The 13912-nt window shown below is 65.9% G+C and carries 8 protein-coding genes; 6 read left to right on the forward strand and 2 right to left on the reverse strand.

Annotation, left to right across the window (positions count from 1 at the left end; all coding sequences use genetic code 11):
* Positions 1-71 precede the first annotated feature (71 nt).
* Both AZSI13_RS08940 and AZSI13_RS08945 read left to right on the forward strand, forming a co-directional pair.
* Positions 72-1748, forward strand: coding sequence for a phosphoethanolamine transferase (locus tag AZSI13_RS08940; protein WP_109040832.1), 1677 nt, complete (start codon positions 72-74; stop codon positions 1746-1748).
* Positions 1749-1753: 5 nt separating this feature from the next.
* Entirely contained in the window at positions 1754-2512 is a 759-nt protein-coding gene (locus AZSI13_RS08945; RefSeq protein WP_235609721.1) for a phosphatase PAP2 family protein, read from the forward strand.
* A gap of 48 nt (positions 2513-2560) precedes the next feature.
* Here AZSI13_RS08945 and AZSI13_RS08950 read toward each other — a convergent pair whose 3' ends face one another.
* Both AZSI13_RS08950 and AZSI13_RS08955 read right to left on the reverse strand, forming a co-directional pair.
* Positions 2561-3214 (reverse strand): response regulator transcription factor, encoded by a 654-nt coding sequence (locus AZSI13_RS08950; RefSeq protein ID WP_109040834.1) that lies wholly within the window; start codon positions 3212-3214, stop codon positions 2561-2563.
* A 2-nt stretch (positions 3215-3216) separates the two neighbouring features.
* Positions 3217-5922: a PAS domain S-box protein gene (locus tag AZSI13_RS08955; protein ID WP_109040835.1), complete on the reverse strand. Its 2706-nt coding sequence runs from the start codon at positions 5920-5922 to the stop codon at positions 3217-3219.
* Positions 5923-6191: 269 nt separating this feature from the next.
* Between AZSI13_RS08955 and AZSI13_RS08960 the strand changes: the two genes are divergently transcribed.
* The 4 genes from AZSI13_RS08960 to lpdA all read left to right on the forward strand — a co-directional run bounded on the left by AZSI13_RS08960 (position 6192) and on the right by lpdA (position 13845).
* Entirely contained in the window at positions 6192-7349 is a 1158-nt protein-coding gene (locus AZSI13_RS08960; RefSeq protein WP_109040836.1) for an ABC transporter substrate-binding protein, read from the forward strand.
* 389 nt (positions 7350-7738) lie between these two features.
* The gene (gene aceE / locus AZSI13_RS08965; protein ID WP_109040837.1) at positions 7739-10411 is read left to right on the forward strand and encodes a pyruvate dehydrogenase (acetyl-transferring), homodimeric type; all 2673 of its coding nucleotides are present in this window, start codon (positions 7739-7741) and stop codon (positions 10409-10411) included.
* Positions 10412-10431: 20 nt separating this feature from the next.
* Positions 10432-12087 carry a dihydrolipoyllysine-residue acetyltransferase gene (gene aceF / locus AZSI13_RS08970; RefSeq protein ID WP_109040838.1) on the forward strand — a complete coding sequence of 552 codons (1656 nt, stop codon included), beginning with the start codon at positions 10432-10434 and terminating at the stop codon, positions 12085-12087.
* 12 nt (positions 12088-12099) lie between these two features.
* Positions 12100-13845, forward strand: coding sequence for a dihydrolipoyl dehydrogenase (gene lpdA / locus AZSI13_RS08975; protein WP_109040839.1), 1746 nt, complete (start codon positions 12100-12102; stop codon positions 13843-13845).
* The last annotated feature ends 67 nt before the right edge of the window (positions 13846-13912 follow it).

Below are 13912 nucleotides of genomic sequence, written 5' to 3' on the forward strand. Positions count from 1 at the left end.
ACACTTTCCTCACCCGGCCATCACGCCCCGGAATCTAAAGTGCGGTCAGCCCAATTCATGCTGATCGCCCTATGCCCGGACTCGACGCCGCTCTGCCCAAACCCCGTTCCCTCGCCGCCTTGCGCCGCGCCTGGCAAGGCTGGCAGCCCACCCTGGGCGGCACGACCCTGGCCCTGCTGAGCAGCCTCTATTTCGCCATCGCCGGCAATGCCATGTTCTGGCACGCCAGCCTGGCCGGGCGGGAAATAGGCCAGGCCAGCACCTGGGGCTTCGCCGGCGCCCTCTTCGTTTTCATCACGGCGGTGCATTTCCTCCTCCTGGCGCCCCTGCTCAACCGCTGGAGCAGCAAGCCCCTGCTGGCCCTGCTCTTCATCGTTCTCGGTTTTGCCAGCTTCTACATGCAGAAGTACGGCATCTACCTGGACCCCTCCATGCTGCGCAACGTCCTCAAGACCGACGTGGGGGAAGCCCGGGAATTGTTCACCTGGGACCTGCTGCCCCATCTGCTGCTGGTCACCGGCCTGCCCCTGCTGCTGCTCAGCCGCCTGCGCCTGCAGCCCGGCGGCCTGGGCCGCACCCTGGTCACCCGGGCCGGCGCCATGGTTCTGGCCGCCGTGCTGGGCGGCGGAGCCGTCTTCCTGGTATTCCAGGATTTCGCCTCCCTGATGCGCAACAACAAGGAAATCCGCTACCTCATCACCCCCGCCAACCTGGCCTATTCCCTCACCCGGGTGGCCAAGGCGGAAGCCGCCCAGGGCCCCCGCCGGCCCATCGGCACCGATGCCGCCCTGGCCGCGTCCTGGCAACAGCGCAAGAAGCCGGCCCTCTTCGTCATCGTCGTCGGTGAAACCGCCCGGGCCGCCAACTGGGGTCTCAACGGCTACGCCCGGCAAACCACGCCGGAACTGGCCAAGCGGGATGTCATCAACTTCGCCAACGTGGAAAGCTGCGGCACCAACACCGAGGTTTCGGTGCCCTGCCTGTTCGCCCCGGTGGGCCGCCGCCAGTACGACGAGAGCCTGATCCGCGGCAGCGAATCCCTGCTCCACGTGCTGGACCGGGCCGGTTTCAAGGTGCTGTGGCGGGACAACCAGTCCGGCTGCAAGGGCGTCTGCGACGGCCTGCCCAGCGAGGCCCTGAGCAACGCCGGCATTCCCGCCCTGTGCGACGGTGAGCGCTGCCTGGACGAAGTGCTGCTGCACAACCTGGACAAGGTGCTGGAAGACGGCCGCGGCAACCGGGTGATCGTCATGCACCAGCTGGGCAACCACGGCCCGGCCTACTACAAGCGCTACCCGGAGGCCTTCCACCGCTTCGCCCCCACCTGCGATTCCGCCGACCTGCGGCAGTGCAGCCGGGAGCAGATCGTCAATGCCTACGACAACGCCCTGCTGTACACCGACCATGTCCTGGCCAGCACCATCGACTTCCTCAAGCGCCAGGAGAAGGATTACGACACGGCCATGCTCTACGTTTCCGACCACGGCGAATCCCTGGGCGAAAACAACCTCTTCCTGCACGGCATGCCCTACAGCATCGCCCCCAAGGAGCAGAACCACGTGCCCATGGTGATGTGGTTCTCCGCCGGCTACACCCGCGACTTCAAGCTCGACACTGCCTGCCTGAAGGCCCGGGCGCGCCAGCCGGCCAGCCACGACCACGTCTTCCACTCGGTGCTCGGCCTGCTCGACGTGCAGACCGGCCTCTACGAACGCCCCTTTGATCTGGCGGCGGATTGCCGGAGCTGATGCCCATGGCCGACTTTTCCCTCGCCCTGCCCCTGGACGGCCCCCTGGACCGCCAAGCCGGGCGGCGCTGGCTACAGACACAGGCCCTGGGCCTGATGGCCATGGCCGGCCTGCTGCTGCTGGTCTTTGAAAACTCCCAGCTGGACCTGACCGTCAGCCAGTGGCTGTTCGACCCGGCCCTGGGGGAGTTTCCCCTGCGCCACCACTGGCTGCTGGACCGGGTACTGCACCACGGCATGAAGTACGCCTCCTACGCCCTCATCTGTGTCGCCCTGGTGCCCTGCTGGCTGGGCTGGAAGGGCGAACTGGCCTGGCTACCCCGGCGCAATGCGGTGCTCGCCGCCCTGGGCATGGTGCTGATCCCGATCTGCACCTCCCTGCTGAAGAGCGCCACCAACCGCCATTGCCCCTGGGATGTGGTGGAATTTGGCGGCTTTGCGCCCTACCTGGGCCTGTTGGCGCCTTCGGTGCCGGGCATCAAGGCCGGCGTCTGCTTCCCTGCCGGCCATGCGGCCGCAGGCTTTCTCTGGCTGATCTGGGCCGTGGCCCTGCGCCCCGCCGGCCGGGGCCTGGCCCGCATCGTCCTGGTGACGGCCCTGAGCTACGGCGCCCTGCTGGGCGTCGTGCGCATGGTGCAGGGTGCCCACTTCCTCTCCCATGTGCTGTGGTCGGCCTGGTTCGCCTGGGCCCTCAGCCTGGCCCTGGCCGCCCTGCTCCGGGCGGAGGTGGCGGCGCCCCGTCGGACAGTACCCGCAGCAGAATAAAAAAGGCCGCCCATGGGCGGCCTTTTCCCGGGCTACAGCCCCCGAATCTCAGCGGCTGCCCTGGGACTCCAGGGCGCACTGCACCAGCTCTGCCAGGGAGCGCACTCCCATTTTCTCCATAACCCGAGCCCGGTGGGCTTCCACGGTCTTCATGCTGATGTTCAAGTCATCGGCAATCTGCTTGTTCAGCTTGCCTTCCACCACCCGGTCCATCACCTCCCGCTCCCGGGCGGTGAGCTGGGCCAGGCGGTTGGCCACGGAAAGCTCCTTGGCGCGGCGCGCTCGGCGGCTGGTGTCCATCTCCAGACACTGGCGGATCAGGCGCAGCATGTCCGTATCGTTGAAGGGCTTTTCGATGAAGTCGGCGGCCCCCTGCTTGAGGGCGGCCACGGCCATGGGTACGTCGCCATGGCCGGTGATGAAAATCACCGGCAGGGTGGCGCGCAGGGCAGCCAGGCGTTCGTACAGTTCCAGGCCGCTCATGCCGGGCATACGCACATCCAGTACCAGGCAGCCGGCCAGGCCGTCCTGGTAGAAGGCGAGAAAGGCCTCGGCGCTGGAGAAAGCCTGCACCGGGTAGCCCTCGGACTCGATCAGCCAGACCATGGAATCGCGCATGGCCTCGTCGTCGTCCACCACGTAGACGCACTGGGTGCTGGAGGGGGCGCTGGCGGCGCTGTCCGGATGTTGGTTTGGCGTCATGTTCAGTCCTCAACGGGCAGGGTGAAACGGAAGACCGAGCCCCCCCCGGGGTTGGATTCGACCCACAAGCGTCCCTTGTGGAATTCGATGATGGAGCGACAGATGGGCAGGCCCATGCCCATGCCCTCCGGCTTGGTGGTGTAGAAGGGGGCGAACAGCTCTTCCGCGGTAGTGCTGCCGATGCCGTGGCCCCGGTCGGTGACGGTCACCTCCACCGTGCGATTGTCCTGGAGCCGCGCCGCCACCGTCAATCGGCGTTCCGCCGCCGGAGTGTCGCGCATGGCTTCGATGCCATTCTTCACCAAGTTGAGCAGCACCTGCTCGATCATGATGCGGTCGGCAAAGAGGGGCGGCAGTTCGGGCGGCAGGTCCACGCAGATATTCACTGCCTGCTTGCGGGCCTCGATTTCGGCGAAGCCCAGGGCCTCCTCGACGATTTCCGCCAGCAATACCTGGCCCCGGTTGGGCTCGCTCTTTTTCACGAACTCTCGCATGCGGCGGATGATCTTGCCCGCCCGCTCGGCCTGGAAGCTGGCTTTTTCCATAGCGCCCAGCAACTCCTCCGGCTTGGCGGTGCCGCCCTTCATGCGCTTGACGCAGCCCATGCAGTAATTGGCGATGGCCGCCAGGGGCTGGTTCAGTTCGTGGGCCAGGGAGGAGGCCATTTCGCCCATGGTGATGAGGCGGGAGGTCTGCTCCAGGCGCTTCTGCTGCTGCAGATTTACTTCGTCGATCTGCTTGCGTTCGGTGATGTCGGTAGCGATCTGTACCCGCACCACCCGGCCGTCCACCCAGCGGATGGCCCGGTCGTGCAGGTGGTACCAGCGGCCGGAGAGGCTGTTCTGCACCTCGCCGTCGAAGAGCTGGCGCGGCAGCACTTCCGGCGAGAGCAGGCGCAGGTCGCAGTCGAAGGCGCCCACCGGCGGCCGGCAGGCTTCGGTGATTTCCCAGCAGTTGCGGCCCACGGCATCGAATCCGAAGATGCTCTTGAAGGCCCGATTGCCGAAGAGGATTTCGTCGCTCTTGGCGTCGGCCACGTACACCGCCGAATCCAGGCCGTCCAGCACCGCCATGAAACGCTCCTGGGAGCGTTCCAGCTCGCCCCGCACCCGCTTCGGCTCGGTGATGTCGGTCATGGCCCCCATCCAGCCGGTCTGCTTGCCGTTGGCGTCGATCAGGGGGGAGATGTAGAAGCGCACGTCCATGCGCTCACCGTTCTTGCGCATCACCCGCTGCTCGAAGCCCTTGGCAGGGGCCTGGCCGGCCAGGGTCAGCTCGATGTTGGTGGCCAGCTGGCGGGCGTGTTCGGGCGGCCAGTAGGGGAAGGGCGGCTTCAGTCCCAGCAGTTCCGCCTCACTCCAGCCCAGCATGCGGCAGAAGGCCGGGTTCACGTAGATGATGCGGCCTTCCATGTCGATGGCGCGCAGGCCGGTGGACACGGATTCCTCCATGGCCTTGCGGAAGGCGTATTCGTCGGTGAGGGCCTGCTCGGCGGTCTTGCGGTCGGTGATGTCGTGGGCCACGGCGTAGAGGAGCTTCTCCTCCGGCACCGGGTTGATGCTCCACAACAGCCATTTCTCCTGGCCATTGCTGGCGTGGAAGCGGCATTCGAATTCCTGGGGTAGGCCTTCCGCCAGGTGGCGCAGCATGTCCACCACCAGGGCCAGATCTTCCGGGTGGGCGAAATCCAGCAGGGAGCGGTCCCGCAGTTCCCCCAGGGGATACCCGAGCACCCGTTCGAAGGCCGGATTCACCCGGCGCAGGCGCCCTTCCAGGGTGGCGATGCACTGCAGGCCGAGGGAGAGGGAGAAGAGGCGGTCCCGCTCCTTCTCCGCCTGCAGACGGCGCTGCACGTCCCGCCGCAGCAGGGCCAGGCTCCACACCAGGGCCAGGGTCAGGGCGCCGATGACCAGGGGCGGCAGGGCGCGGGACCAGCCCTCTTCCGTGGCGTAGGCGATGGCCTGCAGAGCCAGGCCGTTGCCGGGGGGGGTCAGTACGAGGCGGTAGGCCTGGTCCTTGCCGGTGGGGCGGACGGCGGTGTTGGCGGCCACTTCCTTGCCCTCCCCGTCTTCCAGGGTGAGGCGGTATTTTTCGGTGAACCAGGTGGGCACCGGGTGGCTGAGGAGGCTGTCGGCGCTGTAGACGCCAATCACGGCCCCCATGTCTTCCCGCCAGCGTTGCACGGGAATGATCAGATCGAAGAAAGCGGCGCCCTGGCGATTGCGGTAGATGCCGCCGTAGTCCGGGCGGCCGCTGCGCAGGGCGTCCGCCAGATGGGCCTGCTGGCCTTCCTCCAGGCTTTCCCCGGCGACCCATTCGGTGGCCTCGAAGGGCGCCACCCATTGCACCTTGCCCTGGGGATTGACCCACAGCACTACCGCCAGCTCCGGGTTGTTGGCCAGGTGCTGGGCAGCACGGATCTGGAAATCCTCGTAGTCCAGCACGCCATCGGCCAGGTTGCGGCCCAGCTGCTGGAGAAAATCCTGGTTGGCGTTGAGATGCAGGCGCAGGGTCTGGTCGGCCCATTGCATGTCCCGCTCCACCATGGCCTGGCGCTCGTCCGCATCCCGCTTGTTCATGTAGCCCACCAGGCCGAACATGGTGAAGGCAAAGCAGGCGATGGCCAGATAGGGGACGAGCCAGAACCACCCGCTGCGGGCGGTGGCGGCTTTGTAGGGAAGGGAGACGGGGTCGGCGCGGTCCGGCATGGCGCGGGCAATGATAGCGGGTCCCCATCTTCGCCGCCGCCCCAAAAGCCGAGCCATTGGTGTTTACCCTGAGCCCAGAGGCCAGGCCTGCGGCCTCCCGGCAGCCCTTCCCCCACCCGCCAGGCTTGCGGGATAACCCGAATTGGCGCGTCGCGCGGGCTTCCCGTACGCTCGTGACCATGCCCGCTGCCAATCTCTTTCGCTCCGCTTTGCTCCGCCCCGCGCTCCGGCTGGGTCGCGGCCTGGCCTGTGTACTTGCTGCCAGCCTAATGGGCCTGGCCCCACTGCCGGCCCTGGCGGGGCCCCAGGCGCCCCAGCCCATCCGCATCGGTGTGTACGGCCCCTTCACCGGCGGCTCCAGCCCCATGGGCATTTCCATGCGCGACGGCATCCGCCTGGCGGCGGGGGAGATCAACGGGGCCGGCGGCCTGCTGGGCCGGCCGGTGCAACTGGTGGAGCGGGACGACGAGGCGGCCAACCAGCGGGGTAGCCGCATCGCCCAGGAACTGGTGCAGACCAAGGTGGCGGCGGCGGTGGGTATCGTCAATACCGGCGTGGCCCTGGCCAGCCAGCATTACTTTCAGGAAGCCCGCATTCCAGTAGTGACCGCGGTGGCCACCGGCTCCATCATCACCAAGCAGTTCCTGCCGCCCCATTACAGCGAGAACTACGTCTTCCGTGTCTCCAACAGCGACGCCATCCAGGCCGCCATGATCGTCGAGGAGGCGGTGGAGCGCCGCCATTTCAAGCGCCTGGCCATCATCCACGACACCACCAATTACGGTCAGCTGGGCCGGGAAGACCTGGAGAAGGCCCTGGCGGCCAAGGGCCTGAAAGCGGTGGCGGTGGAACGCTTCAACCTGGGCGAGGTGGATCTGACCCGCCAGCTGCAACGAGCCCGGGATGCGGGCGCGGAAGCCATCCTGACCTACGGCATTGGCCCCGAGCTGGCGGCCCTGGCTAACGGACGGGCCAAGCTGCACTGGGAGGCACCCCTCATCGGCAGCTGGACCCTCTCCATGTCCAGTTTCATCGACAACGCCGGCCCCAACGGCGAAGGGGCCCGCATGCCCCTGACCTTCATCGACGAGGGCACCTCCCTGAAGCGCCGCCAGTTCATCGACGCCTATCTCAAGGCCACGGGCAGCACCCGCATTCCCGTGCCCTCCGCCGCCGCCCAGGGCTACGACGCCCTGCTGCTGCTGGCCGCCGCCATCCGCCAGGCCGGCAGCACCGACGGCCCCCGCATCAAGGCGGCCCTGGAAAGCCTGAAAGAAAAGGTGGAAGGCGTGGTGCAGATCTACGACCGCCCTTTCAGCCCCGGCGACCACGAGGCCATCGACCGCCTGGATGTGCCGGTGATGGGCGAGGTGCGGGGCGGCCGGGTCATCCACGCCTACAGCACCCGCCTACGCCACGCGCCCTGAGGGCCTGCGGTCGTCCAGTGGAAGCGCTTCCCGGAAGCCGCAAGCAATGCCCCCTTGGTGCGGTGGCAGCCATTCCCGGAGCAGCCTATGCAGGCCGCAATGCATGGCGGGGCGGAGCGACACCCGAGGCAGCATGGAAAGCAGCCAAAAGAACCGGCAAAAAGCCGTGTCAAAGGCAAAAACAAGCAATACAGCGGCCTAGAGCGGCCGACAGCGGTTCTGGAAGAAGCCCGCCCACGCTATGTTGCAGCGCAATGTTGCACGATACGAATCATCTTTTTACAATGCGAAAATTCGCTAGGCGAAGCTATCGTTTCGGTCTAAGCTAGGTGTTGCCCGCCCTACCCGGCGGACGACAAAAAAACGTCCTTCCAAATAGGAGACAAACCATGGCAGCACTGCCCGACGTTCCCCAATCGGTTGATGCCGATCCCCAGGAAACCAAGGAATGGGTCGACGCCCTCGAAGGCGTGATCGAAAAGGAAGGCCCGGACCGGGCCCACTACCTGATCGAGAAACTCATCGGGCAAGCCCGTGAGGAAGGCGTGGACATTCCCTACAGCGCCACCACCGAATACATCAACACCATCCCCGCCGACCGCCAGCCCAACTACCCGGGCAATCCGGATCTGGAAGAGCGCATCCGCTCCTACATCCGCTGGAACGCCATGGCCATGGTGGTGCGCGCCAACAAGCACACCAACGTGGGCGGCCACATCGCCTCCTTCGCCTCCTCCGCCGTGCTCTACGACGTGGGCTTCAACTGGTTCTGGAACGCAGCTTCCGAGAACCACGGCGGCGACCTCATCTTCTTCCAGGGCCACTCCGTGCCCGGCGTCTATGCCCGGGCCTTCATGCTCGGCCGCCTGACCGAAGACCAGATGGACAACTTCCGCCAAGAAGTGGACGGCAAGGGCATCTCCTCCTATCCCCACCCCTGGCTGATGCCGGACTTCTGGCAATTCCCCACCGTCTCCATGGGCCTGGGGCCCCTGCAGGCCATCTACGCGGCCCGCTTCATGAAGTACCTGCAATGCCGCAACATCGTGCAGACCGAAAACCGCAAGGTCTGGGCCTTCCTCGGCGACGGCGAAGTGGATGAGGTGGAATCCCTCGGTGCCATCGGCATGGCTGCCCGGGAAAAGCTGGACAACCTGATTTTCGTCATCAACTGCAACCTGCAGCGCCTGGACGGCCCGGTGCGCGGCAACGGCAAGATCATCCAGGAACTGGAGGGCGACTTCCGCGGCGCCGGCTGGAACGTCATCAAGCTGATCTGGGGCACCCACTGGGATGCCCTCTTCGCCCGCGACAAGAAGGGCATCCTGAAGAAGCGCATGATGGAATGCGTGGATGGCGAGTACCAGACCTTCAAGGCCAAGGACGGCGCCTATGTGCGCGAGTACTTCTTCAACACGCCGGAACTGAAGGAACTGGTGGCCGACTGGACCGACGACGAAGTCTGGGCCCTGAATCGTGGCGGCCACGACATGTTCAAGATTTTCACCGCCTTCAAGACCGCCACCGAGCACAAGGGCAAGCCCACCCTGATTCTGGCCAAGACCATCAAGGGCTTTGGCATGGGCGAGGCCGGCGAGGCCCAGAACACCACCCACCAGACCAAGAAGATGGGCCACGAGGCCCTGCGTCGCATGCGCGACCGCTTCAACCTGCCGGTGCCGGACGACAAGATTGACGAGGTGCCCTACCTGAAGTTCGAGGAAGGCTCCCCCGAGCTGACCTACATGCGCGAACGCCGCATGGCCCTGGGCGGCTACCTGCCCCAGCGCCGCGAGAAGGCCGCGCCCCTGGCGGTACCTGAGCTGGCCGCCTTCGAGGGCCTGCTCAAGGCCACCGGCGAGGGTCGCGAAATCTCCACCACCATGGCCATCGTGCGTGTCCTGTCCACCCTGCTCAAGGACAAGAACATCGGCCGCCACATCGTGCCCATCGTGCCGGACGAATCCCGCACCTTCGGCATGGAAGGCATGTTCCGCCAAGTCGGCATCTGGAACCAGGAAGGCCAGAAGTACGTTCCCCAGGATCACGACCAGTTGATGTTCTACCGTGAGTCCCAGGACGGCCAGATCCTCCAGGAAGGCATCAACGAAGCCGGCGCCATGGCGGACTGGATCGCCGCTGCCACCGCCTACAGCACCCACGGCGTGCAGATGGTGCCCTTCTACATCTGCTACTCCATGTTCGGCCTGCAGCGCACCATGGACCTTTGCTGGGCTGCTGGCGACCAGCGCGCCCGGGGCTTCCTGGTGGGCGGCACCGCCGGCCGCACCACCCTGAACGGCGAAGGCCTCCAGCATGAGGACGGCCATTCCCTGATCCTCTCCGGCCTGATCCCCAACTGCGTCTCCTACGACCCCACCTTCGCCTACGAAGTGGCCGTGATCATGCAGGACGGCCTGCGCCGCATGTTCAAGGAGCAGGAGGACGTCTATTACTACCTGACGGTGATGAACGAGAACTACGAGCACCCCGAAATGCCGGCCGGTGCCGAGGGCGACATCGTCAAGGGCATGTACCAGTTCAAGAAGGGCGCCGTTTCCGATGGCCCCCGCGTGCAGCTGCTGGGCTCCGGCACCATCTTCCGCGAGGTGATGGCCGCTGCCGAACTGCTGAAGAACGACTGGGGCGTGGAAGCCGACCTGTGGTCCTGCCCCAGCTTCAATGAACTGGCCCGCAACGGCCAGGACACGGCCCGCTGGAACCTGCTGCACCCCCTGGAAAAGCCGAAGAAGAGCCACGTGGAAGAATGCCTGGACGACACCCGTGGTCCCATCATCGCCTCCACCGACTACGTGCGCCTCTACTCCGAGCAGATCCGCCCCTTCATCAACCGCCGCTACGTCACCCTGGGCACCGACGGCTTCGGCCGCTCCGACACCCGGGAGAAGCTGCGCCACTTCTTCGAGGTGGATCGTCACTGGGTCGTCCTGGCCGCCCTCAAGGCCCTGGCTGACGATGGTCAGATCGAGCGCGAGAAGGTGGCTGCGGCCCTGGTCAAGTACGGCCTGGACCCCGAAAAGCTCAACCCCCAGACCTGCTAATCGCCTGACGGAGAAGAACAATGAGCCAAACCATTGAAGTGAAGGTCCCGGACATCGGCGATTTCAAGGACGTGCCGGTGATCGAGGTGTTCGTCAAACCCGGCGACACGGTGAAGCTAGAAGATGCCCTGTGCTCCCTGGAATCCGACAAGGCCACCATGGACGTGCCCTCCTCCGCCGCCGGCGTGGTCAAGGAAGTGAAGATCAAGGTCGGTGACAAGGTGGCCGAAGGCAGTGTCGTGGTGATCGTGGAAAGCGCCGCAAGCGGCGCTGCTACGGCAGCCCCCGCCCCCCAGGCCGCGGCTCCTGCCGCTTCGGCGCCTGTTGCCGCCGCCCCCGCTGCTCCGGCGGCTCCTGCTGCTGCCGGCCCGGTGGAAGTGAAGGTGCCGGATATCGGCGACTTCAAGGACGTGCCGGTGATCGAAGTGTTCGTCAAGGTCGGCGACACGGTGAAACAGGAAGACGCCCTGTGCTCCCTGGAGTCCGACAAGGCCACCATGGACGTGCCGGCCTCCGCCGCCGGCGTGGTCAAGGAAGTGCGCATCAAGGTGGGTGACAAGGTTTCCGAAGGCAGCGTGGTGGTGGTGCTGGAAGGCGCCGCCGGTGCCGCTGCGCCGGTTGCTGCCGCAGTCACCGCCCCGGCCACTACGCCCACTCCCGCGGTCATTCCGCCAGAGCTGGATGGCCCGGCCCCCACCAAGCCCTTCGTCGCAGCCCCCACTGCGGCGCCCTACGGCCTGGCCCTGGGCGGCAAGGTGCACGCCTCTCCCTCGGTACGCGCCTTCGCCCGGGAACTGGGCGTCGATCTCTCCAAGGTCACCGCCACCGGCCCCAAGAGCCGCATCCAGGCAGAAGACGTGAAGGCCTACATCAAGGGCGTCATGTCCGGCCAAACCGTGGCCCCCACCCAGGTGGGCGGCGGCGGCATCACCGGCGGCGGCTCCCTGGACCTGCTGCCCTGGCCCAAGGTGGACTTCGCCAAGTTCGGCCCCATCGAAGCCAAGCCCCTCTCCCGCATCAAGAAGATTTCCGGCGCCAACCTGGCGCGCAACTGGGTGATGATCCCCGCCGTGACCTATCACGAAGACGCGGACATCACCGACCTGGAAGCCTTCCGGGTGCAGCTGAACAAGGAAAACGAGAAGAGCGGCCAGAAGCTGACCATGCTGGCCTTCATCATCAAGGCCTGCGTCAAGGTGCTGCAGCAGTTCCCCGAACTGAACACCTCCCTGGACGGCGACAACCTGGTGTACAAGAAGTACTACCACATCGGTTTCGCCGCCGACACGCCCAACGGCCTGGTGGTGCCGGTACTGAAGGACGCCGACAAGAAGGGCGTGCTGGAGATCGCCAAGGAAACCGGCGATCTGGCCAAGCTGGCCCGGGACGGCAAGTTGAAGCCCGCCGACATGCAGGGCGCGACCTTCACCATTTCCTCCGTCGGCGGCATCGGCGGCACGGCTTTCAGCCCCATCGTCAATGCGCCGGAAGTGGCCATCCTCGGCGTTTCCAAGTCCAGCATGAAGCCGGTGTGGAACGGCAAGGAATTCGTGCCACGCCTGATCGTGCCCCTGTCCCTCTCCGCCGACCACCGCGTCATCGACGGCGCCCTGGCGACCCGCTTCAACGCCGAACTGGCCAAGCTGCTGGCGGATTTCCGCCGGGTCATGCTGTAAGGGAGAGACGACATGAGCCAACTGGTTGAAGTGAAGGTCCCGGATATCGGCGATTTCAAAGACGTGCCCGTCATTGAAGTGTTCGTCAAGGTCGGCGACACGGTGAAGGTGGAAGACCCCCTGGTCTCCCTGGAATCGGACAAGGCCACCATGGACGTGCCCTCGTCGGCCGCCGGCGTGGTCAAGGAAATCAAGGTCAAGCTGGGCGACAAGGTGGCCGAAGGCACGGTGATCGTGGTGGTGGAAGCCGGTGCGGCTGCCGCTGCTCCGCCCCCCCAGCCTGCAGCCCCGACGGCAGCCCCCGCTACTGCGGCTGCGCCTGCCCCCGTGGCTGGCAGCCACAGCGGCGGCGCTGATGTGGAGTGCGACATGCTGGTGCTGGGCGCCGGCCCTGGCGGTTACTCTGCTGCCTTCCGCTCTGCCGACCTGGGTCTGAAGACCGTGCTGGTGGAACGCTACCCGACCCTGGGCGGCGTCTGCCTCAACGTCGGCTGCATTCCCTCCAAGGCCCTGCTGCACGTGGCAGCAGTGCTGGAAGAAGCCCAGCACCTGGCCGACTGCGGCGTCACCTTTGCACCGCCCCAGGTGGATGTGGACAAGCTGCGCGCCCACAAAGAAAAGGTCGTCGGCAAGCTCACCGGCGGCCTCGCCGGCATGGCCAAGGGCCGCAAGGTGCAGCACGTGCAGGGCGTCGGTCAGTTCATCGACCCCCACCACATTGAAGTCACCGCGGCCGACGGCAAGAAACAGGTGGTGAAGTTCAAGAATGCCATCATCGCCGCCGGTTCCCAGCCCGTGGCCCTGCCCTTCATGCCCAAGGATGACCCCCGGGTCATCGACTCCACCGGTGCGCTGGAACTGCGCTCGGTGCCGAAGAAGATGCTGGTCATCGGCGGCGGCATCATCGGCCTGGAAATGGCCACGGTGTACAGCGCCCTGGGCGCCCGCATCACCGTGGTCGAGCTGGGCCCGGGCCTGATGCCCGGTGCCGACCGGGATCTGGTCAAGGTCTGGGAAAAGAAGAACGCCCAGCGTTTCGACCGTATCCTGCTGGCCACCGGCGTCACTGCCGCCGAGGCCAAGGCCGAAGGCGTGGAAGTCACCTATTCCACCGGTGAGAAGGAAGCTTTCGACCTGGTGCTGGTGGCCGTGGGCCGCACCCCCAACGGCAAGAAGCTCGCCGCCGACAAGGCCGGCGTCGCCGTCACCGACCGGGGCTTCATCAATGTCGATGCCCAGATGCGCACCAACGTGCCCCACATCTTCGCCATCGGCGACATCGTCGGCCAGCCCATGCTAGCCCACAAGGCGGTGCACGAAGCCCACGTCGCCGCCGAGGTCGCCGCTGGCGAGAAGGCCGCCTTCGACGCCCTGCAGATTCCCAGCGTGGCCTACACCCACCCGGAAATCGCCTGGGCCGGCAAGACCGAAGACCAGCTCAAGAACGACGGCATAAAGTTTGAAAAAGCCGTGTTCCCCTGGGCAGCCAGCGGTCGGGCCATCGCCAACGGCGCCGAGGAAGGCTTCACCAAGCTGCTCTTCGATGCGGAAAGCCATCGCCTGCTGGGCGGCGGCATCGTCGGTATGAACGCCGGCGACCTCATCGGCGAAGTCTGCCTGGCTGTGGAAATGGGCTGCGATGCGGTGGATATCGGCAAGACCATCCACCCCCATCCGACCCTCTGCGAATCCATCGGCATGGCGGCAGAAGTGGCCCATGGCAGCTGCACCGATCTGCCGCCGATGAAGAAGAAATAAGCGCTCCGTTCTTCTGGTGCCAAGAGAAGGCTGCCTCCGGGCAGCTTTCTTTTTTTGGTCTATAAAG

Origin of the sequence: Azospira sp. I13, assembly GCF_003112695.1 — a bacterium.
GTDB lineage: Bacteria > Pseudomonadota > Gammaproteobacteria > Burkholderiales > Rhodocyclaceae > Azospira.